The 21,047-nt window shown below is 72.0% G+C and carries 31 protein-coding genes and 1 pseudogene; 20 read left to right on the forward strand and 12 right to left on the reverse strand.

From position 1 onward, the window contains the following. Positions 1 to 11 precede the first annotated feature (11 nt). A complete protein-coding gene (locus KBX43_RS04785) occupies positions 12 to 1,430 on the forward strand; it encodes a recombinase family protein (protein WP_210883416.1) in 1,419 nt (472 codons plus the stop codon). A 125-nt stretch (positions 1,431 to 1,555) separates the two neighbouring features. Here KBX43_RS04785 and KBX43_RS04790 read toward each other — a convergent pair whose 3' ends face one another. Beyond that, positions 1,556 to 2,110 (reverse strand): hypothetical protein, encoded by a 555-nt coding sequence (locus KBX43_RS04790; protein ID WP_210883418.1) that lies wholly within the window; start codon positions 2,108 to 2,110, stop codon positions 1,556 to 1,558. Positions 2,111 to 2,269: 159 nt separating this feature from the next. On the opposite strand from KBX43_RS04790, the gene KBX43_RS04795 reads away from it, so the two are divergent. The 16 genes from KBX43_RS04795 (at position 2,270) to KBX43_RS04870 (ending at position 13,078) form a co-directional block, all read left to right on the forward strand. Beyond that, the gene (locus KBX43_RS04795) at positions 2,270 to 2,473 is read left to right on the forward strand and encodes a helix-turn-helix domain-containing protein (protein ID WP_210883421.1); all 204 of its coding nucleotides are present in this window, start codon (positions 2,270 to 2,272) and stop codon (positions 2,471 to 2,473) included. Beyond that, positions 2,463 to 2,612, forward strand: coding sequence for a hypothetical protein (locus KBX43_RS04800; RefSeq protein ID WP_210883424.1), 150 nt, complete (start codon positions 2,463 to 2,465; stop codon positions 2,610 to 2,612). Before KBX43_RS04795 ends, KBX43_RS04800 begins: the two co-directional genes overlap by 11 nt. Positions 2,613 to 2,614: 2 nt before the next feature. After that, a complete protein-coding gene (locus KBX43_RS04805) occupies positions 2,615 to 5,236 on the forward strand; it encodes a phage/plasmid primase, P4 family (RefSeq protein ID WP_210883426.1) in 2,622 nt (873 codons plus the stop codon). After that, complete coding sequence (locus KBX43_RS04810; protein WP_210883428.1) at positions 5,233 to 5,439, forward strand: hypothetical protein; 207 nt, start codon at positions 5,233 to 5,235, stop codon at positions 5,437 to 5,439. The genes KBX43_RS04805 and KBX43_RS04810 overlap by 4 nt, the downstream gene beginning before the upstream one ends. Beyond that, positions 5,436 to 6,056 carry a hypothetical protein gene (locus KBX43_RS04815; RefSeq protein WP_210883430.1) on the forward strand — a complete coding sequence of 207 codons (621 nt, stop codon included), beginning with the start codon at positions 5,436 to 5,438 and terminating at the stop codon, positions 6,054 to 6,056. Before KBX43_RS04810 ends, KBX43_RS04815 begins: the two co-directional genes overlap by 4 nt. After that, complete coding sequence (locus KBX43_RS04820; RefSeq protein ID WP_210883433.1) at positions 6,053 to 6,475, forward strand: hypothetical protein; 423 nt, start codon at positions 6,053 to 6,055, stop codon at positions 6,473 to 6,475. The genes KBX43_RS04815 and KBX43_RS04820 overlap by 4 nt, the downstream gene beginning before the upstream one ends. After that, complete coding sequence (locus tag KBX43_RS32025; protein ID WP_210883436.1) at positions 6,472 to 6,897, forward strand: helix-turn-helix domain-containing protein; 426 nt, start codon at positions 6,472 to 6,474, stop codon at positions 6,895 to 6,897. The genes KBX43_RS04820 and KBX43_RS32025 overlap by 4 nt, the downstream gene beginning before the upstream one ends. 15 nt (positions 6,898 to 6,912) lie before the next feature. Then, positions 6,913 to 7,185, forward strand: a complete 273-nt coding sequence (locus tag KBX43_RS04830) for a hypothetical protein (RefSeq protein WP_210883439.1) — start codon at positions 6,913 to 6,915, stop codon at positions 7,183 to 7,185. Between the two features lie 17 nt (positions 7,186 to 7,202). After that, positions 7,203 to 8,063, forward strand: a complete 861-nt coding sequence (locus tag KBX43_RS04835; protein ID WP_210883441.1) for a hypothetical protein — start codon at positions 7,203 to 7,205, stop codon at positions 8,061 to 8,063. Continuing rightward, positions 8,063 to 8,236, forward strand: coding sequence for a hypothetical protein (locus KBX43_RS04840; RefSeq protein ID WP_210883443.1), 174 nt, complete (start codon positions 8,063 to 8,065; stop codon positions 8,234 to 8,236). The genes KBX43_RS04835 and KBX43_RS04840 overlap by 1 nt, the downstream gene beginning before the upstream one ends. Beyond that, on the forward strand, positions 8,233 to 8,403 hold the full coding sequence (locus tag KBX43_RS04845) for a hypothetical protein (RefSeq protein ID WP_210883445.1): 171 nt from the start codon (positions 8,233 to 8,235) through the stop codon (positions 8,401 to 8,403). The genes KBX43_RS04840 and KBX43_RS04845 overlap by 4 nt, the downstream gene beginning before the upstream one ends. Before the next feature lie 3 nt (positions 8,404 to 8,406). Beyond that, the gene (locus tag KBX43_RS04850) at positions 8,407 to 8,748 is read left to right on the forward strand and encodes an HNH endonuclease signature motif containing protein (protein WP_210883447.1); all 342 of its coding nucleotides are present in this window, start codon (positions 8,407 to 8,409) and stop codon (positions 8,746 to 8,748) included. A 178-nt stretch (positions 8,749 to 8,926) separates the two neighbouring features. Continuing rightward, entirely contained in the window at positions 8,927 to 9,331 is a 405-nt protein-coding gene (locus KBX43_RS04855; RefSeq protein ID WP_210883450.1) for a hypothetical protein, read from the forward strand. Next, complete coding sequence (locus tag KBX43_RS04860) at positions 9,318 to 9,632, forward strand: hypothetical protein (RefSeq protein ID WP_210883452.1); 315 nt, start codon at positions 9,318 to 9,320, stop codon at positions 9,630 to 9,632. Before KBX43_RS04855 ends, KBX43_RS04860 begins: the two co-directional genes overlap by 14 nt. Beyond that, positions 9,616 to 9,900, forward strand: a complete 285-nt coding sequence (locus KBX43_RS04865) for a hypothetical protein (RefSeq protein ID WP_210883454.1) — start codon at positions 9,616 to 9,618, stop codon at positions 9,898 to 9,900. The genes KBX43_RS04860 and KBX43_RS04865 overlap by 17 nt, the downstream gene beginning before the upstream one ends. A gap of 298 nt (positions 9,901 to 10,198) precedes the next feature. Then, positions 10,199 to 13,078 (forward strand): phage tail tape measure protein, encoded by a 2,880-nt coding sequence (locus tag KBX43_RS04870; protein WP_210883456.1) that lies wholly within the window; start codon positions 10,199 to 10,201, stop codon positions 13,076 to 13,078. Positions 13,079 to 13,081: 3 nt separating this feature from the next. Here the strand turns inward: KBX43_RS04870 and KBX43_RS04875 are convergent, their stop codons facing one another. After that, a complete protein-coding gene (locus tag KBX43_RS04875; RefSeq protein WP_210883457.1) occupies positions 13,082 to 13,552 on the reverse strand; it encodes a hypothetical protein in 471 nt (156 codons plus the stop codon). Positions 13,553 to 13,705: 153 nt separating this feature from the next. Between KBX43_RS04875 and KBX43_RS04880 the strand changes: the two genes are divergently transcribed. Then, positions 13,706 to 14,212: a hypothetical protein gene (locus KBX43_RS04880; protein WP_210883460.1), complete on the forward strand. Its 507-nt coding sequence runs from the start codon at positions 13,706 to 13,708 to the stop codon at positions 14,210 to 14,212. A gap of 15 nt (positions 14,213 to 14,227) precedes the next feature. Here the strand turns inward: KBX43_RS04880 and KBX43_RS04885 are convergent, their stop codons facing one another. The 10 genes from KBX43_RS04885 to KBX43_RS04930 all read right to left on the reverse strand — a co-directional run bounded on the left by KBX43_RS04885 (position 14,228) and on the right by KBX43_RS04930 (position 19,662). Next, the gene (locus KBX43_RS04885) at positions 14,228 to 14,404 is read right to left on the reverse strand and encodes a hypothetical protein (protein WP_210883462.1); all 177 of its coding nucleotides are present in this window, start codon (positions 14,402 to 14,404) and stop codon (positions 14,228 to 14,230) included. Between the two features lie 84 nt (positions 14,405 to 14,488). Continuing rightward, complete coding sequence (locus tag KBX43_RS04890; RefSeq protein ID WP_210883469.1) at positions 14,489 to 14,746, reverse strand: hypothetical protein; 258 nt, start codon at positions 14,744 to 14,746, stop codon at positions 14,489 to 14,491. Positions 14,747 to 14,824: 78 nt separating this feature from the next. Continuing rightward, a complete protein-coding gene (locus KBX43_RS04895) occupies positions 14,825 to 15,034 on the reverse strand; it encodes a hypothetical protein (protein WP_210883471.1) in 210 nt (69 codons plus the stop codon). Positions 15,035 to 15,181: 147 nt separating this feature from the next. Then, positions 15,182 to 17,326 (reverse strand): FtsK/SpoIIIE domain-containing protein, encoded by a 2,145-nt coding sequence (locus KBX43_RS04900; protein WP_210883473.1) that lies wholly within the window; start codon positions 17,324 to 17,326, stop codon positions 15,182 to 15,184. Between the two features lie 73 nt (positions 17,327 to 17,399). Then, positions 17,400 to 17,549, reverse strand: a complete 150-nt coding sequence (locus KBX43_RS04905) for a hypothetical protein (protein ID WP_210883475.1) — start codon at positions 17,547 to 17,549, stop codon at positions 17,400 to 17,402. Beyond that, on the reverse strand, positions 17,546 to 18,400 hold the full coding sequence (locus KBX43_RS04910; protein ID WP_210883477.1) for an ABC transporter permease: 855 nt from the start codon (positions 18,398 to 18,400) through the stop codon (positions 17,546 to 17,548). Before KBX43_RS04910 ends, KBX43_RS04905 begins: the two co-directional genes overlap by 4 nt. Beyond that, positions 18,397 to 18,744: a hypothetical protein gene (locus tag KBX43_RS04915; protein ID WP_210883479.1), complete on the reverse strand. Its 348-nt coding sequence runs from the start codon at positions 18,742 to 18,744 to the stop codon at positions 18,397 to 18,399. The genes KBX43_RS04910 and KBX43_RS04915 overlap by 4 nt, the downstream gene beginning before the upstream one ends. Beyond that, entirely contained in the window at positions 18,741 to 18,920 is a 180-nt protein-coding gene (locus KBX43_RS04920) for a hypothetical protein (RefSeq protein ID WP_210883481.1), read from the reverse strand. Before KBX43_RS04920 ends, KBX43_RS04915 begins: the two co-directional genes overlap by 4 nt. Next, positions 18,917 to 19,078: a hypothetical protein gene (locus KBX43_RS04925; RefSeq protein WP_210883483.1), complete on the reverse strand. Its 162-nt coding sequence runs from the start codon at positions 19,076 to 19,078 to the stop codon at positions 18,917 to 18,919. The genes KBX43_RS04920 and KBX43_RS04925 overlap by 4 nt, the downstream gene beginning before the upstream one ends. Further along, positions 19,078 to 19,662 carry a hypothetical protein gene (locus tag KBX43_RS04930; RefSeq protein WP_210883485.1) on the reverse strand — a complete coding sequence of 195 codons (585 nt, stop codon included), beginning with the start codon at positions 19,660 to 19,662 and terminating at the stop codon, positions 19,078 to 19,080. The genes KBX43_RS04925 and KBX43_RS04930 overlap by 1 nt, the downstream gene beginning before the upstream one ends. Positions 19,663 to 19,742: 80 nt before the next feature. On the opposite strand from KBX43_RS04930, the pseudogene KBX43_RS04935 reads away from it, so the two are divergent. Together KBX43_RS04935 and KBX43_RS04940 are read left to right on the forward strand one after the other, a co-directional pair. Then, positions 19,743 to 19,853: pseudogene (locus tag KBX43_RS04935) on the forward strand (hypothetical protein); the annotation flags it as partial. After that, a complete protein-coding gene (locus KBX43_RS04940) occupies positions 19,850 to 21,028 on the forward strand; it encodes a DNA-processing protein DprA (protein ID WP_210883489.1) in 1,179 nt (392 codons plus the stop codon). The pseudogene KBX43_RS04935 and the gene KBX43_RS04940, both read left to right, overlap by 4 nt. The last annotated feature ends 19 nt before the right edge of the window (positions 21,029 to 21,047 follow it).

The raw sequence follows: 21,047 nt of genomic DNA on the forward strand, positions 1-21,047 counted from the left end.
TACTCGCCGATGTGAAGGCTCTTATCTACGTTCGACAGTCGCAGGATCGGTCCGGCGAAGAGCTGGGGATCGCCCGACAGCTCACGGACGCCCGCCAGCTCGCCAAGCTGCGCGGATGGGAGGTGGTCCGTGAGTTACCGGAGAACGACACGAGCGCAGCGGGCAAGCGACGCCGGCCACAGTTCGAGGCTGTCCTCGCCGCCATCGAAGCGCAAGAGGTTGATGCCGTCATCGCGTGGGACATGACTCGGCTCAGCCGCAACCGGCGCGACACCGTGCGCCTGCTCGAAGCCGGCGAGCGCGCCGGAATCACCCTCGCCTTCGTGCGCGGGACTGACCTTGATCTCTCCACTCCGGCCGGCGGGCTGATCGCCGACATCCTCGCCGGTGTGGCGCGCAACGAGATCGCGGTGAAGTCCGACCGCCAGCGCCGCGCCGCCCTCCAGGCCGCCGAGCAAGGGCGGTGGGTCGGTGGTCGTCGGCCGTTCGGTTACGAGCCCGACGGCATCACGATCCGCGAGACTGAAGCCGCGGCCCTCCGGGACGCCTACACCGCGGTCCTGACCGGGGCTTCGCTCGGCGCGGTGGCCCGCGACTGGAACGGCCGCGGACTCCACACGCCGCAGGCGAAGCGCGACGGCACCCTCTCGACGTGGACCTCGCAGACCGTCCGACCGACCCTGCTCAATCCCCGATACGCCGGCCTGCGTGCCCGAGGCCGCGGCCGGCAGCAGCAGGTGATGTCTGCTGCAGAATGGCCGCCTATCGTGCCGGAGTCGACCTGGCGGGCAGCCGTCGCGGTGATCGCCGATCCCTCCCGCGCCAACCCGGCGCGTGGAGGGAAGGCCCTGCTCACGGGCCTTGCGCTGTGCGGCGTCTGCGGCACCGAGACACCCTCAACCGTTCACGCTGGCGCCGCGCCGAGCCGCAAGGGTCGCGAGGGATACCGCACGTACCGATGTCGGGCGGCCTACGGCCATGTCGGGCGCGCCGCCGAGCCGGTCGAGGACTTCATCGTCGCCGTCGTGCTGGACCGGCTCAGCCGCCCGGACGCACGCGACCTACTTGTCGACCATGACCGGCCCGACGTTGACCAGCTCCGACAGGAGGCCGTCGCGCTGCGTCAGCGGCGAACCTCTCTACTGGGGCTCGCCGAGGACGGCACCTACACCGAGGCCGAGGTGCGGGAGCGGGCCGCCCGGCTCGCAGCGCAGATCGCCGACGTGGAGGCCAAGCTCGCCGACGCGGGCCGAGTCGACATCCTCGGCCCGCTGATCGAAGCCGACGACATCCGCGCAGCGTGGGAGATCCTCGACGTCGAGCGGCAGCGGGCCGTCATCGACACCCTGATGACCGTGCGCCTGCACCCGCCAGGGCGGGGAACGCGAACGTTCCGACCGGAGACGGTCGAGATCGAATGGAAGAACTGACCCACAACTGAATGCGCCCCGGGCGAGGCGATTCCAGCGCCTGCCCGGGACGACTTGATCCGCTCCACCTCCCTAGAAGGGTGAGCAGACCCATGCAGGATCTTAGGCCCTGCCGTGCGCGCGCATCAGCCGGCGCGACCCTTGCGAGCTGGCGGCAGGAATCCCCGCCGCCGCGCCTCAGCGATCCACCGATGCACCGTCGCGACCGGAACCTCGCTGCTCTCGGCGATGACGGCCGCAGGCTTCCCCGAGCTGGCCACGGCCGACACGTAGGCCGCCGCCACCAAGCGGTAGAAGCCTTCCGGGTTCGTGCCGTCCGGGCGAGTGAGCTTCGGCATCTCCTCGGCGACGAACGGCCGGAGCTGCTCGAAGTACTCGCGCTTCCGCTCCTGCAGCGCCACGATCGTCGGGTCATCCTGGAGCTTCTCTACGTCCCGCTCGGCGAGCCAGGCCAGCGCCTCCGGCGCGTTGATCGCGCTCTCGATCCAGCCCACCGGGATGGACTTCAGCGTCGCCGCTGTGACGCCCGGCGCCCAAGGGTCGGTCGTCACGACCAGGTCGATGATGACCCGCCGGCCTTCCCACTCGCGCGTCTTCGCGTGCACGAGGAACTTCTCATCACCGTCGCTCAGGCCGTTCACGCGCACCCAGCCCTGCGAACCGAACTCCACCCAACGCATGCGCGCCAGCATGGCACTTCGCGGCTTCACCGCACAAGCACCGCCGGACATGCGCGTAAGCCCGTCGACTTGCGCACCCAGGGGCGGACATGGTTATCTACCCCCGAAGATCAGCGCGGCTTACTCGGTCAAGTCGCGCATCCCCTCGGAGGTACGGACGTGGCACCCACGGAAATCCGGCTCTACACCGTCGATGAGGTCTGCAAGCTCTTCCAGTGCGGCCGGAGCACCGTCTACAAGCTGATGGACTCCGGCGAGCTCCAGTCGGTCAAGATCGGCGCGTTGCGGCGCATCCCACCGGAGGCCGCTCGGGCGTACCTCGCCCGGCAACTCGGCGAGGTGGTGACCACCGATGCAGCCTGAGCACCCGCAAGGCGAGTACGTCCGCCGCCTGGTCGACGCCGCGCCGCCGCTGAGCGAGGCCCAGCGATCCCGGCTCGCCACCATCCTGCGGCCCGCCGCCAGGAAGCCGGCGCCCGCCCAGCGACGGGAGGCGGCATAGGCATGACCACCATGCAGAACGCCCGCCCCCGGGGTGACGGCCGGGAAGCGGGCGCGGAGCAGGTCAGCGGGACCTACGAGGATGGTACGACGCTCGACGGCGCGCTGGCGATGGTCGAACGCGGCTGCTACGTCTTCCCCGTCGACCACCCCGACCTCCCGAAGTGCGCCGGGATCCGGACGCCGGAACACGACCCCGACAGCTGCACCAAGCGAGGCAAGCACCCGGCGGTCAAGTCGTGGTCGATGGAAGCCACCGCGAAGGTCCCCGACGTCGCCGCGCACTTCGCCGGAGTGACCCGGAACTACGGGATCGACTGCCGAGCGTCCCGGCTGCTCGTCATCGACGAAGACGAGCCCGGCGCGTTCCAGCGCTACGCCGACGAGCACGGCCACACGATCCCCCGCACGTTCACCGTTACCACCGGCCGAGCCGGCGGCGGGCGGCACCTGTACTTCCGCGTGCCGCTGGACAGCCCGTTCACCACCGCGACGGGCGACCTGCCCAAGGGAATCGACGTGCGAGGGCGCAAGGGGTACGTCGTAGGCCCCGGCAGCGTCCACGAGACCGGCGCGGTCTACGCCCCCGAGGACTGGGACGCGCCCTTCGCCGACCTGCCCGACTGGCTCGCCCAGGCCCTGACCGTGAAGGCAGCGCCGCCACTGTCCGCTGCCGCCGCCGAGCCGCTGGACGGCCCACTGCCCCAGCGAATCGCCGACCTGATCGACGGCGACCCCGGCGACCGGTCCGAGCGGTTCCACCGCATCGTGCGGGAACTGGCCGAAGCCGGGCTTACCCAGGGCCAGGCCGTCACCGTCATGACGCCCTGGTGCGCGCGACACGGCAAGTACGTCGGGCGCGTCGAGGCGGAGGTCGCCCGGTCGTGGGGCAAGCCCGGCCGGAAGGCCACTGTCCCCGCCCAGCGTCAGCCGGCCGACGACGACCTCTCCGACGCCCGGATGGCCGAGACGGTCAGCGCGGACGTACTCGGTAGCCGGTTCTGCTGGACGGCCGCGCTCGGCTGGCTGGAGTGGGACGGTCAGGTCTGGGCGCGCAGCAACGAAGCGGCCGTCGTCGAGGTGGTCCGCCAGTACGTGCTCGACCTGTTCACCAGCGAAGTGCAGGCCGGGGCCAGCGGCGAGCGCCGCCGCGGACTGTCCGCGCTGCTCGGCCGAGGACGCATCGGGGCCATCGCGTCGCTGGCGCGCGGCATCCTGCTCCAGGACGCCGCGCACTTCGACCAGCAACCCGACCTGCTCAACACCCCCTCCGGTGTGGTCAATCTGCGCACCAAGGAACTACTGCCGCACGACCCGGCGCTGCTGCTCACCAAGATGACCGCCGTCGCCTACCGGCCCGGCGCCGTGCACGACGACTGGACCACCGCGCTACAGGCCATCCCGTCCGACGTGCGGAACTGGTACCAGGTGCGGCTCGGCCAGGCCATCACCGGCCACATGACGCCCGATGACGTGCTCGTGGTCAACCAGGGTGGTGGGGAGAACGGGAAGACGACCGTACTCGGCACTGCGGGCAAGGTGCTCGGCAGCTACTACGTGCTCGTCTCCGACCGGGTGCTGCTCGCCGACGCGGGCGCGCACCCGACCGAGCTGATGGAGTTGCGAGGCGCGCGGCTGGCCCTGATCGAGGAGACGCCCGAGGCCCGTCGGCTGTCCGTCGGCCGGCTGAAGAAGGTAGTAGGCACGCCGGAGATCGAGGCCCGGTACATCCGGCAGGACTCGGTCACCTTCAAGGCCACGCACAGCCTGTTCCTCTCCACGAACTACCGGCCGCTCGTAGAGGAGACGGACCACGGGACATGGCGGCGGCTGGCGCTCGCGCAGTTCCCGTACCGCTTCGTCAAGCGCGAGAGCGACCTCACCGGCCCCGATGACCGGCTCGGCGACCCGACCCTGCGCGAGCGCCTGGCGGCCAGCGAGCAGGCACGAGAGGCCGCTCTCGCATGGATGGTCGAGGGCGCGCACCGGTGGTACCAGGACGGCCGAATCATGCCGGAGACGCCGCAGCGCGTCATCGAGGCGACCCGGGCATGGAGGGCCGAGTCCGACCTCGTGCTGTCCTACCTCGACGAGCGCCTGGTGCCCGACCGCGACGTGCACGTCATCTCCACGGAACTGCTGGCCGACTTCACGGACTGGCTGACCGCACACGGGCACCGCGCATGGTCCGACAAGGTGTTCACCAGCCGCTTCGGCGAGCACGACGAGGTGAAGAAGAACCACATCGAGAAGCGGCAGATCACTCATCGGGGTGGGCTGTCCCGTCGTCCCCTGCCCACCGGCTTCGTACCGCCGAGCGGCGTCCCCAACCGGTATATGGCCTGGCTCGGGGTCCGATTCGCCACCGACAACGACAAGACCCCTGAGCAGGCCGAACCCGCCGCGGGTTCGGCTCCTGCAAGGCATGCAAGGCAAGTTCCGGTGAACGGAGATTGCTATACGCGCGTGAGTTCACCGGATTCTGCCTTGCATGCCTTGCAGGATCGGCCGTCGTCGATGGCGGGCTCTGCCCCCCTGTGGCCCGAGGCCGACGACACCTGCCCGTCCTGCGGCTGGCCGATCGACTCCACCGCCCACTTCCAGAACTGCGAGGCAGTCCAATGACGACCATCCGACCCGAGCAGATCCGTGAGGGTGTGGGCGAGGCGTTCGGCTTCTGGCTCAGCCAGCACGACGTGACCGTTCCGACCGTCATCGAGGACGCCGCTGAGCGCGCCATCACCAACTGGCTGAACGCACACACCGAGGAGCTGATCGAAGCCATTGCCGCGAAGCTGCGGCCCATCGACCCGGAGGCCACCCGATGACCACCACGCTGGCGCTGGAGCAGATCATGCTCTCCCCGCAGTACGGGGAGATCCTCGCCGCCGTCCGTGCGGCCACGCCGGTGGCGATGCTCGACCAGCTCGACGCCGCGACCACCCACGCCACGAGGGCCGCCGTTGAGGCGGCGGCCCTCACCGGCGGCGCCGCAGTGACCGCCTCGCCGCCCTCGGCCGTGCCGGGCTGGCTGCGCCTCGGGCTGCTCGACGCCCTCACCCGCTGGGCGGACGGCACCGGATCGACCTGCCGGCACAGCCCCCGCCCCGACCGGCCCGAGCCCGTGCTCGCCGCCGCGTGGCGGCCCGGGCTGGTGACGTGCTGCCAGTGCACGCACCTCTGGCGGGTCAGCCGGGAGGCCGGCCTGACGTGCGACGGATGCGGCCGGGTGTGCGAGCCCGACTCCATCCACCCGGCGATGGCGCAGATGGCCGGGCTGATCTTCATGTACGGAGCCTGTGGCGACTGCCGCCCGGCGATCACCCCGGAGCCCGGCCCGCTGAGGCGGCCGGAGACGGCCGAACAGGACTACCCGAGGGGTACGGGAAGGGTCCGCCCGCGAGGCTCACGCGGACGCGGCCGGGGGCGGGGGGTCCGGCGGTGACGATCGACTGCGTCCTGTGCGCTACCACCGCCGACGAACCTGCCGCCGGCTGGACGGTGCGCACGCTCTCCCGGCCGGTCACGTGCCGCAGCACCGTCGGCGGCCCAATGCCGCCCACGCCGGCCGGCGAACACCAGGTGTGCCCCACCTGCTCCGCATGGCTCACGGACCACCGGGACCGGATGCTGCCGGCCGCCGCGCTCGCCGTCATCGAGGCCGCCCTCACCAACACCCCCGGGCTACACCCGACCACCGAGCGCCGGTTGCGGCTGGAGCTGGTCGGCATGGTGCGCCACCTCGCCGACGCCCTTACCGCCCCTGGCACCCTCCCCGAGGCCACCCACCCCCGACCTGACCACCGGGGAGAGCTGCGCGGACGGCCGCAACCTGGCGACTTTGCGCGGGAGGTGGACGAGTGAGCGCACCCCGGTTCCGGCCGCCGGAGACCTACGTACACGGGCTCGAAGGGCCGTCGGTGGTCGTACCGGCCCGAGTCGCCGCGTGGCTGGAGCGCTACGCCGGGCTGCGGGATCTGCGCACCGCCCACCGCGGCGCCGACGCCGAGGTCGACGCCGTGCTCGTCGCCCTGGCTCTCGCCGCGCAGATGTGGCGCCAGCGGACCGGCGTGAGTTCCGATCAAGGAACTGACCAGCGGAACCAGCCCGACCAGGGTCCATGCTGCGACCTGTCCACGACGGAAGCGGCTGACCGGCTCAACATGACGGACCGGGGAGTCCGCGCCGCCATCGCCCGCGGCAGCCTCACGGCACACCGCGACGGCGACCGGTGGCGCGTCGCCCCGGAAGACCTCGAGCACTACCGGGCCGGCCGCGCAGCCTGACCAGCAGGGAGCGCCATGCCACCCGACCCGCGCAGCCTCCAACGCCGACTGTTCGGCCTGCCCTCCGGCGCCGACGCCACCACCGCCATCAGCTACCGCGACGCCGCGGATCGCGTCGCCGGCATCGACGACCCCGTCCAGCTCGACGAGCTGATGAACCGGGCCGCCACCGCCGGCGACGCGATGCTGCTGCGCGCCGCCCTCGCTCACGCCTACCAGCACGGCTGGCGTTCTCTCGTGACCACCTACGGCGGCGATGCTGCCGACGAGCTGCTCAACGCGGCATGACCCCGAACGGAGACACCGTGACCACCACGACCAGCACGCCCGCCGACGACCTGCTCGCCGCCGTGCGTACCGCCACCCGGCGGCCCGTCGTCGACCAGGCCGCCATCGACAAGGCACTCGACGCCTTCGCCGAGGCCACCGACGGCGACATCAGCGACGTACGCGCCGCCGCCCGGGAGATCGTCCGACGCCACAAGCAGGGACTCGGCTACGGCGGCAACCTCGGCGGCCCCCGCATGGCCGCGCAATACCTCTGGCAGCTCGCCATCGCCGCCGACCAGGTCGGGCAGACGTGGGAACGACACGACGAGCTGGCCGCCGCCGAGCAGGAACTCGCCCAGCGGGAGCAGGGCCACCGCGACGCGCTCGCCGCGCTGGAGCAGGCCGTGAAGTCCGGCGACGTCGACCGGGTCATGAAGCTGCGCGGCGAGGTGGAGGTGAAGCACCCGACCCGCATCGCCGAAGCCCGTACGGCGGTGCTGGAGCTGCGCATCGAGCAGGCCCGCGCGCGGCAGGGCGGCGGCGCCGAGCGGGGAGCCCGTGCACGCCGGCTGCTGACCGAGGCGCAGGAGCGCCACAACCAGCTCGCCGCGCAGATCGCGCAGGCCGCCGAGGACATCAACCTCGCCCGGCTGGAGCACTCCGAGGGCATGCAGGCCGCGGCCCGACTCGACAGCGAGGCCAGCGCCCTCCAGGCCGAGCTGTCCACGCTGAAGACCACCCACGAGCGGGAGATGCAGGCCCGACTCCGGCGCATCGCCGGGCTGCCCGAGCCGGAGGTGGAGTCGACGCCGGAAGACCGGCAGGTGCTCGTGCTCGGCACCACGGTCCGCGCCGACGCCCACGACTTCACCCCGAGCACGGCGGGCAGCCTCTGATGCCCGGCGACAAGGCACGAGCCCAGGCCAACGCCAGGCTGAGCCGCCTCAGGCTCCCCGAGATCCCGGCCCCGCCCACCACCAAGCAGGAGCGGGCCGCCGCCCGCGTCCGGCGCATGGGCCTGGTGCCCGTGTGCGACCAGCAGCAGACCACCGACCAGGAGGCGTCATGAGCAGGTGCCCGCACTGCGGCCGAGACACCACCACCGAGCCCGCCGCGCCGGCCGGGAGCCTCGCCCGCGGCGAACAGCTGTTCCGGCAGCGGCGGCAGGGCGTACGCATCGAGCGCGGCGCCGATCTGCCGCCCGACGTCACCTCGCAGCGTCCGGATGCGGCCTAACCGATGCCCCGAGCGCTGAAGGTGTGTCCGGTCGCCGGTTGCCCGGAGCTGGTCGCCGAGGGCCGCTGCGCCCGCCACCGCAGGGAAGCCGACCAGCGGCGAGGCACGGCCGCCGAGCGGGGCTATGACCACCGCTGGCGGCAGACCCGGGCCCAGGTGCTGCGCCTGTTCCCGACGTGCACCGAGGACGGCTGCGCCGAGACGGCGACGGAGGTCGACCACATCGACGGGCTCGGCCCGCGCGGTCCACGTGGCCACGACCTGACCAACCTGCGGGCGTACTGCAAGCCGCATCACTCGCGCCGGACTGCCCGGGATCAACCGGGCGGGTGGGCTCGGCGATGACTACGCAGCGTGAACTACTCAGGGTCACGTCGCATAGCCTCCGGTCGATACACCCGGGGGGTAACCCCCAATACCCCCAGGTCAGAAAGACCGCCGGGAAGGGCAAGCGCTGTTCGCGTAATGCCCGAGCCTTCATTTTCCCAAGATCGCAAAGTGCCGACCACTACGGAGGGTGAACATGGATGACGACGGCGACAAGCCGACCCCGCCGGCCGACCTGCGTCCCGGCGGGCTCGCCCTGTGGGCCGAGGTCACCGAGGACTTCACCCTGGGGCCCGATGAGGTCGGCGCGCTGCGCGAGGCGTGCCGCACGGTCGACGAGCTGGACGACCTGCGGACCGCGCTTCACGGGCAGCCGATGACCGTCTCCGGCTCGCAGGGTCAGCCGGTGGCCCACCCGCTGCTCGCCGAGGTTCGCCGCCACCGGGAGACGTTGGCGAAGCTGCTCGACGCGCTGGCGCTTCCCGCCGGCGATGAGGATGCGGGCATGACGCCCGCTCAGAAGCGGGCTCAGCGGGCCGCTCAGCAGCGCTGGCGGGACCGCCAGGCCGTGAAGAAGGCCGGGGCCGGTGGCGCGGCGTAGGGGCGCGCCGGAGGCGGCCGGCGCGGGCATGCCGCCCGAGCTGTGCACGCCGCCCGTGACCGGCGAGCAGGTGGCCGCCTGGTCCGAGGGCGAGCAGCCGGGCGAGTCGTGGGCGTTCGGTGAGGCGATGTGGCGCCGCATCCAAGCCGATGCCCGCTGGTCGGCTGCTCGCCGCCGCTGGCGCACCACGCACGACCGGTCGTACTGGTGGTACTGGCGCAGTCGCGGGTTGACCCCGCCGTCGCGCGCTCAGCTCCGGGCGTACGCGCGGGAGGTGACCGCCGATGGCGCGACGACGTGACCTGGCTGCGGAGGCAGCTCGGGGCAGTGAGGAGCCGCCGGAGTGCCTGCGGTCGATGAGGGGCGTCAACGACTTCCGTGAGCAGGCGTATGCCGAGCCGATTCCGGAGTGGGTGCAGCCCGGCGAGGTGAAGGGGCATCGCGCCCTCCGCGCGTACGTGCTGTGGCACGAAGCGCGGAAGGCGTGGTGCGTCGAGCGGGGGCTGGACTGGTACGCGACCTTCCACAGCAACCGCGAGGTCGTCGACCGGCCGGCGGGGGTGCGGTGATGGCGCGACGCCGGGAAGCGGCCACCAGGCGGCCGGAGACGGCCCGCGACGTGCCGCTGTGGGTGCGGAACACCAACGCGGGCATGGCGCACGTCTCGGGCCGTTCGCTCATGGGCTCGATCGCGTCGGACGACCTGAGTCGCGACCGGGCACTGCTCGCCGCCGCCCGTGGCCGCTGGTGCGCGGAGAACGGGTGTCACCGGGGCAGCCGGTCGTGTCGGGACGTCTATCGGGGACGCATCCCGCAGGAGTGTGCGGCGGCCGGGGGCCCCGCTGGCGAGGGAGAGGGGTAACGGCGATGGGTTTGCGCATCATCGGGGTGAAATTAACGGCTGAGGTCGGCGGCTACATGAACAGCCTCAAGCAGGCTGGCGTCGCCACGCGGGGTCTCGTGGGCGAGATGGACAAGGCCGCGAAGGGCGGGCACCTCGACCGGGTCGCCGACTCCGCCGCGGTGGCGGGTGTCGGGCTGCTCGGGCTCGCGGGTGCGGCGGCGAAGTTCACCATGGACTTCGACAAGCAGATGAGCGAGGTCTCGGCGGTCTCCGACGCCTCTGCCGGCGACCTGGAGCGGCTGCGCCAGGCGGCCCTTCAGGCCGGCGCGGATACGGCGTTCAGTGCCACCGAGGCGGCGCAGGCTGAGGCGGAACTGGCCAAGGCGGGCCTCCAGACCGCCGACATCCTCGGCGGTGCGCTCAACGGGTCGCTGGCCCTGGCCGCCGCCGGGTCGCTGGACCTGGCCGAGGCAGCCGACATCAGCGCGAAGACCATGAACGTGTTCGGCCTGGAGGGTGCCGACGTCGGGCACATCGCCGACGTCCTCGCCTCGGCCGCGAACAAGAGCGCCACCGACGTGCACGAGATGGGCGAGGCGCTGAAGATGGGCGGTCTCGCGGCCAACGCCGCGGGCATGTCGCTGGAGGAGACCGTCGGCACGCTGGCGGCGTTCGCTGACCGGGCGCTGGTCGGCTCGGATGCAGGCACGTCGCTGAAGACCGCCATCATGATGTTGCAGGCCCCCACCGACAAGTCGACCGCCCTGATGCAGGAGCTGGGCATCGCGGCGTACGACGCGAACGGCGAGTTCATCGGCACCACGAAGCTGGCCGGTCAGCTCCAGAAGGCGCTCGGTTCCCTGACGCAGGAGCAGCGCAACGCGGCGCTGGCGGCGATCTTCGGCGCGGACGGTATGCGCGCCGCGAACGTGCTCTACGAGCTGGGCGAGAAGGGCGTCCGCGAGTACGTGACCGCCGTCGACGACCAGGGCGCCGCCGCCGAGGTCGCGGCGAAGAAGATGGACAACTTGGCCGGCGACGTCGAGAAGTTGAAGGGCTCGCTGGAGACCATGGCCATCGAGGCGGGCTCCGGTTCCACGTCGGGCCTGCGTCTGCTGGTGCAGACCGCCGACGAGCTGGTGGGCGCGTTGTCGTCCATCCCCGGCCCGGTGCAGCAGGGCGCGGTCGCGCTGGCCGGCATCGCCGGGGCGACGCTGCTTGCCGGAGCGGGCGCGGCGAAGCTGCGCGCGGCGACCGCGGCGATGGGTGAGGAACTGGCGGCGACCGGGCCGCGCGGTGAGCGGGCCGCGCGCGGCCTGGAGCGTGCCTCTCGTGCGGCCACCCGGGCGGGGGTGGCGTTCGTCGCGCTGGAGGTGGCCGGCGCCGCCGTCAGGGCCACACAGGAAGACCTCAACCCGCAGATCGAGGCGATGGCCGACGGGCTGGCCGAGTGGGGCAAGACCGGCAAGCTGGCCGGCGAGTCGTCGCGGGTGCTCGGCGCCGACCTGAAAGACCTCGGCGTCGGCATGAAGTTTCTGGCCGACACCGACAACGGCCGCCGTCAGACCGTCAAGTTCCTCCAGACCATGCTGGAGTCTGCGCCGCTGCTCGGCGACGCCCTGCAGGGCACGAACACGTCGCTTGCGCGCACGAAGGAGCGGGTGGAGGCGATGGACGCGGCGCTTGCCCAGCTCGTGCAGGGCGGGCAGATCCGCGAGGCTACGGCCGCTTTCAACCGGCTCGCTGAGCAGGCCGCGAAGGACGGCGTCTCCGTCGACGAGCTGCGCGCGCTGCTCCCGCAGTACTCCGGCGCGGTGGAGTCGGCCGGCAAGGCGTCCGAGAAGGCCGCTGGCGGGATCGGGAAGACCGGCGAGGCCGCGGCCACGGCCGCCGCCGACGTGAAGAAGCTGAACGACGCCTTCGATGAGCTGTTCGGCCAGTACATGAACGCGGACACGGCGGCGATCAAGGCCACGCAGGGCCTGCAAACGCTGCGCAGCGAGCTGTCCTCCGGCGCGCGCAGCCTGAACACGAACACCAAGGCAGGGCAGGACAACGCCCTGGCGGTGCTGGAGCAGGTGGAGCGGGTCAAGGAGCTGCGCGATGCCCGCTACGCGGAGACGGGCTCGCTGGAGTCGGCGAACTCCGCCTACGACCGGGGCCTCGCCGCGCTGCGCCGCACCCTGATCCAGATGGGTTTCAACCGGACCGCCGTGGACGAGCTGATCGGTAAGTACCGGGAGATCCCCTCGGACGTGTCCACGCAGGTCAGCGCGCCGGGGGCGAAGCAGGCGACCGGGGACGTGAAGGCGCTCAACTACAACCTCGGCCTGGTGCCGTCCAAGAAGCTCGTGGGCATCTGGGCCAACACCAGCTCGGCGAGCGCCGCGATCGACGCGGTCAACACGAAGATCCGGCAGCTCCGTGACCGGCACCTGGCGATCACCGCCTCGGTGTACTGGACGAGCCGCGGCGACCTGAAGGTGCCCGGCGGTACCCAACTGAAGAACCGGTGGGGTGGCCTCTACGAACACGCCCGCGACGGGCTGCTGCGTGAGGCTGCGATCTACAGCCCGATGGGCCCGGCGCGGTATGCGTTCGCCGAGCCAGCCACCGGCGGTGAGGCGTTCGTGCCGAAGTACGGCGACCCGGCCCGGTCGCTCGGGATCCTCGACCAGGCCGCGAGCTGGTACGGGGCGACGGTCCGGCCGCAGGAGCCGACGACCTACGTCATGCCGGACTCGACCATCGGCGCGGGTGTGCGCGGCGGGGGCGGCGGTACGACGACGGTCATCGAGAACCACTTCCACGGGCACTTCTCCGGCCCGGTCGGGTCGCGCGTCGAGCTGGAGAACTGGTTCGTTGGCATGAACGACGCCTTGAAGAACCAGGGCCGGGTGTAGGGCTCAGTTCAGGGTGAGGGCGATGACGTCGCCCAGGTCGGACTCCTTGAACTGCACCTTCCCCCGGTTGGCGACCTCGACGCCGTAGATGCCCTTCCCGCTGGGCACGTCGGGCACCTGGAAGGTGAACAGGCATTCGGTTGCCCGGTGCGGGTCTTCCGGGTCGACCTGCGGCTGCCCGGTCTCCAACCGGCCGATGCCGAGATTCACGCCGGCCGGGTCGGTGACGATCACCTGGGTACCGGCCTGAAGGTCGCTGTACCCGCCCCGGCCGGCGCACTGGAGCGTCTTCTCGGACCATCCGAAGTCGGGCAGGGTCAGGGTGAACGTGCCGCGCACAAGCAGGTTCGCCCGGGGCGGTGGCGACGTTGCGGGCGCGCTCTCGGCAGCCGGCTCGCCGCCGCCGTCGGCGCACCCGGTCAGGGCGAGCAGCAGGGCGGCGGACAGCGCGACGGCGGTACGTGCTCGGGTCATCCCGGCAACGTACCGCCGTCGATCAACGGTCCGGCTGTTTCGTCGGCTGGCGGACAAGGGGCGCATGATGCCAGCCCCGTCTCGGGCTGTCGGCTGCCTGACACACGCCGCGCCGTGGACCTATCTGGTCACACCGGCTTTTAGCGTCTGAGCATGGAAATCCTGAAGCGTCTCGGCGACGCCTGGATGTATGTGGTTGACCACAAGGATGTGGCGTTGGCGCTGGCCGCCATCGTGATGAGCGGCACGTCGCTGGGCTGGCAGGCGATCACCTGGCGCCGTAGCGGCGTGGTGGTCAAGGTGTCCGTGACTCAGGCAGTTGCAGCTTTTCCGACCGGTGCCGAGGTGCTTACCACCGTCACCGCGACGAATGCAGGCCGGGCATCGACGACGGTCACGGGGTGGGGCCTGCGGCTGCCTGGCGGCACCTCAGTGGTGATGCCCAACCCGCTGCCGATCTCTCACCCGCTCCCGCGCCGGCTCGACGGCCACGACGAGGGCAGTTGGTACATCAAGACCGAAGACCTCCGCAGGCACTGCGCGGAGCACGGGACGACGGAACACGAGGCGCGGGGCTTCGTTCGGCTGGGCAACGGCAAGACGGTGCTCGCCAGTAAACGTGGCATCGGCACCGCAAAGGAGAAACAGCCGGCCGGATGATCACCCCGCCGGGCATCAACCAGCCGGTCGGTCATCGGTCAGTGCCCTGGCCGGGGCCACCTGCACGTCGGCGGCCACCGGGCCGATCAGGGTGACGAGCTGCTCCACAACGTGGTCGGGGATGTCCCAGCCGGTCACGGCTTCCGCGCCGGCGGCCTGGATCTGCTCGGCAGTACGCAGCATGTCGGTCACACCGATACAACGGACGGCGGTAGCTGCTGTGACACCAAACCGCCCGTCGGGCTCCTACCCGGCGGGCGGTTTGGTGGATCGGAGTCACTTGTTGGCGATGCGCTCAGCCCACTCGCTGATGGCTCGCAGGTGGTCGGCCGAGCTGTACCCGCCTTGGTCCAAGACCGACCTGCGGAGCTTGCCGACTGCCTCCCGCAGCGCGGATAGCTCTTTTGCCACGGCGATCGTGGCGTGCGCCTGGGCCATCTGAGCGAATGCTGCCACCCCGGCGATCGAGTCTTGCTGCGGGGCGTGGACGAGGTACTCGGCGGCGTGCTGAAGGTCGGTGCTCCTGTCCGTCATGCCCGCCGATCGTGGTGAGCGCTCCGCCTGTCCGCGAGGCTTCTGTCGGCTGGCGGACAGGCGTCGCGCTCATGCGGGTCACGCCGCCCGGCGCTTGGCGCGGAAGTGGTTCCACACGCGACGACCGATCCTGATCCTCTTGCCGGTCTGCCGGCACCACCGGCACGGCCGGGCGATACGCCGCGGCTTGCCGTTGTCGTCGGTGGGCCGGTGCACGCCGTGGCCCTTGCAGCACCAGCAGTCGCGTAGCGGGTGGATCCAGCACGACAGCGAGTACCCGATGATCATCGCTGCGGCGATAGCGCTAGCGGTCAGTGCGCCTCTCACAACGCCTCCAGGGGCCGTTTTCGGGGTTGGGCAGTGGTGGGGTCTAGCGGCTATTTCCCTGCTCAGCCGGGCTAGCCCAGGGCCTAGCGCTAGACCCCACCGGGGCTATCAGGAGTCGGTTTCGGCGAGGTCCGTTCCGGCGATCGTTTCGGCGTTGCGCTCGGTGATCCGGGCCTCCAGGGCGGCCAGTTTCACCCCGGCGCGGGTGGTCGCCTTGCCGTCGATGCGGCGGCCGATCTTCTCGGTCTTCACGCCGGCGCGGGCCATCCACGCGCCGAACACCTCGACGGTGAGGTCTCCGTAGGCGTCGGGGTCGAGCTGCTGGAGTCGCGGAACGATCAGCTCCGACCAGATGGCTTCCTCGCCCTCGTGCCACACCTGCCGGACGTCGGCGAGCAGGTTCCGCAGCGCGATGCGCGGCACCTCGACGGGCTGCTCGCCGCGGCGCATCTCGATGGCGCGCTGCACGACCCGCTCGGCGGCGGGGTTGTCCACGTACGACGACCGGCACGGCCGGGTCGGGCCGGCGCCGGCCCGGTAGCCCCAGCCGGAATCCTTCGGCCCGGTGGAGTCGCCCGGCTCGAACTCGGTGGGGCGGGCGCCGCGGGCGTAGCTGCCGGTGCCGAGCACCAGGTCCGTCTCGGTGTGCGAGGTGACCGCCAGGCAGGTGCGCAGCGCGATGTTGGAGCTGATGCCGCGGGGCACGCTCTCCTTGTCGATGCGCTGCGTGGCGAAGATGACGTGGATGCCCAGCGCCCGGCCGCGCTTGATGATGGACGTGAGCAGGAACTTCGCGCGCTTGCCGTGGTTCGGGTCGGTCAGCAGCTCCTGCAGCTCGTCGAAGAACGCCACCAGCGGGCGCAGCTTCGGGTCGTGCTCGGCCATCCGCCGGTTGACCTTGTTGACGGTGTTCATGCCCTGGCCGGCGTACTTGCGGACCAGCGGCGCCCGCTCGTCGCACTCGGTCAGCAGCCACTCCAGCGCGGCCAGGCCGTTGGCCTTGGTCACCTCGTCGGCGCCGGAGCCGTACAGGCCCTCGGGGCACAGCGGCTCGAAGCAGTCGACGTCGCCGGACCCCTTGAAGTCGAAGACCACGGGCACAACCAGCGGGTCCAGGACGGCGGCGAGCAGCACCACCCGCGCGGCGAGGGTCTTCCCCGAGCCGGGGATGCCGGCGAACAGGCTGTTTTTCTCCGCGAGGCTGTACTGGACCGGGCGCATCCGCTCGTCGTGGCCGTAGACGAACGTGCCGGTGAAGTAGTCGAAGGTGCCGTCCTCGAGGAGCGGCCACGCGGGGGCCTTCATGCTGCTGACCGGCTTGTCGGCCACCCAGATGGACAGCACGCCCGGGTGCTCGCCCTCGACGGTCGACGGCCACACCTGCGACTTCGGCAGCCGGAACCCGGAGGCGAGGCGGTCGCGCTCGTCGATGACGTCGGTGGCCAGCACGCCGGCGGGCAGCAGCACCAGGGCCTCGTGTCCGGGTCCGGCGCGGTAGATGTCGCGGACGAACTTCACGTCCTTCGCGTCCTTGATGCCCTTGACGTTGCAGGCCATGATCGCCGCCCGGGTCAGCCCGGCGGTGAGCCGGATGAACCGCTCGGCGTTGAACACCCGATCCACGATCGGGGAGTCGATCGGCCGGCCGACGTGCGCCAGCAGCGGCACCAGCACCGCCGCGGCGAGGGCCTGCGCCCACCAGGGGGCGACGAACACCAGCAGCCCGGCCAGCACGACCAGCAGCAGCACCACCGGCACCGCGAGCCAGGCGCGGGCGCCGACGCGGCGGTCCCGCTGCCGGGACAACGCCAGGTAGTCGGCCACGTTGTTGCGGCTGGCGGCGTCCTGCCGGATGCCGAACCCCTCCAGGTCCAAGCACCAGTAGATGCCCTTGCCGGTGAGCCGGAACATGCCGATCGGCGCGTACCAGGCCGTCTTGACGGCGTACTTCGGGCTGCGGGTGGCGTGGATGGCCAGCGAGTACGTCAGGAACGACACCGCCTCGACCATCAGGGCGTGCCGGCCCGCCTTCGAGCGCAGCGACGCCGGCACGATCGGCTTCCGGTCGCCGGAGTAGCGGCTCGTAATGTCGGCGAACGTGGTGGACGTGCGCGGCGGGTCGACCGGCGGCCCGTCCTCCCGGCCGGCCTCGATGGCGAGCTGCTCGCCGCGGGGCTCGAAGAACTCCGGTGCGCCCCGGCGCGGGGCCGGGACGACCGGCTCCAGGTCGTCAGTGTGGATGGGCTCTGTCATGCTGATCTTTCCTCCTTGGTGGGGATGCGGGCCCCGGCCGGGCGTCGAGTGCTGAGGCCGGGGCCCGCGCTGGTTACTCGGACCGGCTGCCCCGGTGCCGGCGGACGTGGAAGGCGACACTGGCCGCCGCCGCACCGATGCCGGTGACGATCGCGGTGGTGGTGTGCCCGGTCAGGAGGGCCGCCACGGAGACGGCCGCGAGGATCGCGGCGAGGGCGCTCACTCGGTCACGTCCTCTCGCACGAGGTGCGCCAGCGCGGCACCCATGCCGAGCACTGCGACGGGCAGGCACGACACCAGCGTGGTGATCCACCAAGGGGCGGACGTCCACCCGGCCGCAACGAGCAGGTGATACGCGACCTGGCCGAGCGCGCCGACGACCAGCGAGCCGATGGCCGACCACTTCGCGAACGTGCGCGCCCGGGCCGGCACCCGCCCGGACAGCCACACGTACAGGGCGTACGCGCCGTACGTCTCCACTCCGATCGGGAGAGTGATCGCTGTGTTCAGGCTCACCGAGTCGGCGATGCCGGGCAGCGGGTGCACCACCCCGAACCCAGTGAGTCCGCCGAGCCCGACCCACCCCGACCAGATGGCCACGAACGCGGGGAGCGCGAGCAGCACCACCGGCCACACGGCCGCCCGGCGGCGCGGCTTGTCGGCCTCCGGCGTACCCGGGTGACCGGAGGCCGTGACCTGCTCGACCGGCTCGACGGCCGGGGCCACCGGAGCGGGGGCCGGGTCCGGTACGACGAGCGGCGCGGACTCGGGTACGACCGGGGCCGGAAGCGGGTCCGGGCCGATCGGCTCGGCGTATTCCCCCGGGTCCACCGGCGACTCGTCGGCGACCAGCCCGGCCTTGCGGACAGCCGCCGCCGCGATGGCGAGCTGGTGCCACTCCTGCGCGAGCAGGTCGCGCAGCTCGGTCGCCTTCGGTGCCCCGATCCGGTAGGTCTGCATCAACCGGTTCCGGCTGGGCAGCTCACCCAATTCGATAGTCAGGTTCCTCGCGGCCGGGAGCAGCTCGTCGACGGGCTGCGGGTACCGGGTGCCGTTGATGGTCGGGGCGGTCATCGGGTCGACTCCTTCACGTCAGCGGGGGCGGGCACGGTCACGTGCGACTTCACCCAGACAGTCCGGCCGGTGTCCGGGTGCTGGCCCACCACCTCGAACGGCTGCCACCACCGGTTCCCGGAGCGCATCGGCTGGAGGCTGAGCGCCGGCCGCGGCATGCTCAGCCAGGTCGCCCACCGCTCGACGCCCGCCCGGTCGTCGTCGGCGAGCTGGATCAGCGTGGTCGCCCGGCTGACGTCGTCGTCGCGGCCGACCTGGACGAAGAACGGAACGGGCAGCCCAGCGTCGATGCCCTCGGCGGCGAGAGCGAACGCGGCGCGGCGCGGGTCGATGTTGCTGCTCATCGGGTCAGCTCCTTCGGCCGCTCGGCGACCTGCCGGCCCTGCTGGGCCCGGATAGCGGCGGCGGTGGTGTTGGCGTGGCTCTCGCTGCTCCGGCGGGCCAGCCAGAACGGGGTCAGCATCACGGCCGGGCCGCCCACCAGGACGGCGACCAGGACGGCGGCGGCGGTGTCGTTCATCGGCCACCCGCCCACGTCGTCGACACGCACATGCCCGCGGCGCCGACCTGCTCGCCGGTGCACGGGTTGTCGTGGTGGTTCTGCATCGCGGCGAGCCCGGCCAGGGCCGTGCACACCAGAACGGTGCGCACGACCAGGCGGTTGATTCGGGCGGCCATCAGCGGTCGGCCTTGAGGATGCGAGCGGCGGCCAGCAGCGCGTGGGCGAGCTGCTCGGCCTCCTCCGGCGTGCCGGTCCACCCGCCCGTGTCGATCGAGCCGTGGTACTGGCCCTCGGCGCCCTCGGCCACGGTCATCACGATGCGGGCGGGGTCGGTGGGCTCGCCCGCCTCGGTGGACGACTCGATGTAGACGCTGACCGTCGCCGGCTGCGGGCGGAAGTGCTGCGGGTCCAGCGCGGTGATCTCGGCCAGGTTCAGCTCGTGCACCAGGCCGATCGTGAACCCGTCCTCCTCGGTGATCTGCCCGCGGTGGTCCTGGCTGCACCAGGCGGGGCAGGCCGGCGGGCGGTTCCCGGCCTCGCGCTCGCGGATCGCCTCGGCGAGCCGGTGCACGGCCTCGGGGTTGCGCAGCCGGGCCAGCTCGACCAGCTCCAGGTCACCGGCGGCGCGGCCGGTGTACGGCTGGTTGGTCGGGAAACGGCCGGAGTTGGTGCCCGCCCGCCGGATGGCCGCCAGGTCGGCGGTGTCGGCGTCGGTCAGGCGGGACGACTCGGGGACGGGCGCAGAGGCAGTGATGGTCATGGGACCAGCCCTTCTAGGGAGGGTTGACGGCCGGAAGCGCTGGAATCGCCGAGCCGACCGTTGATGTTGAGTTACGCCCTGACTATAGGCTCGCTCTCGCCTGGACCATCGCCGACCTGGACGGGCGGGACCGTCCCGGCCGCGACGACGTCGCGGAGGCCATCCAGCTGCGGACGGGAGAGGCCCCGTGAGCACCGAAGAAACCAAGCTGGCGCGGGTCGCGCTCACCTGGCTCGCCGAGCCCGGCACCCGATCCGTGTACGCCCTGGTGCAGCGGATCGGCCCGGTCGCCGCGCTCGACCTGCTGCTGTCCGGCGGCGCGCCGGAGCAGGCCCTGCGCTCGGCCGTGGCGGCGCGGGCCGCTGCAGGTGACGCCCGGGCGGTCGCGGCCGAGGCGCTGGCCCGTGGCGAGCGGCTGGGCGCCCGGCTGGTCACCCCGGACGACGACGAGTGGCCGGTCCAGGTCCGTGACCTGCGGCGGCTCGCGCTGCCCGGCGCCACCCGCCGGGTCGATGTGGAGACCGACCCGCCGCTCTGCTTCTGGGTACGCGGGGCGTGGCCGCTCGGCGAGACGCTGGCGCACTCGGTGGCGGTGGTCGGCGCCCGGGCGGCCACCCCCTACGGCTCACACATCGCCACCGAGCTGGGCTACGGCCTGGCCGACCGGGAGTGGACTGTGGTGTCGGGCGGGGCGTTCGGCATCGACTCCGCCGCCCATCGCGGCGCGTTGACAGCGGGCGGGCGCACCGTCGCCGTGCTGGCGTGCGGGGTGGACCGCCCGTACCCGATGGGCAACGCCGCGTTGTTCGACCGGATCGCCGAGACCGGCCTGCTGGTGAGCGAGTGGATGCCGGGCGCGGAGCCGCTGCGGCCCCGGTTCCTCATCCGCAACCGGGTGATAGCGGCGGCGACACGCGGCACGGTGCTGGTGGAGGCGGCGGCGCGCAGCGGCGCCACCCAGACGCTCAACCGGGCGCTCGGCCTCCGCCGCCACGCGATGGTGGTTCCCGGGCCGGTCACCTCCGCGATGTCGGTCGGCGGGCACGAGGTGCTGCGCGAGCGGCCGGACGCGCGGCTGGTCACCGGCCTCGCGCACGTGCTGGAGGAGGTGGGACGGATCGGCTACGACCTGGCCCCGCCGGCCCGTGCGCCCGAGCGCCCACGGGACCGGCTCGACGAGGAGGCCACCCAGGTGCTGGAGGCGTTGCCCCGTCGCCGGGCGCTCGACCTGGAGAGCGTGGCCGCCCGGGCCGGCGTGGATCTGCGTACCGCGATGCGCAAGCTGTCCCTGCTGGAGGAACTGACGATGGTGGTTCGTCGCGACGGCGGCTACGCGCTCGCCCCGCCAGCGGCCGGCCCGACGTGACAGGCGGCGCGTACCCCCT

It is taken from the genome of Micromonospora sp. C41, from assembly GCF_018070485.1.
Taxonomy (GTDB): Bacteria; Actinomycetota; Actinomycetes; order Mycobacteriales; family Micromonosporaceae; genus Micromonospora; species Micromonospora chalcea.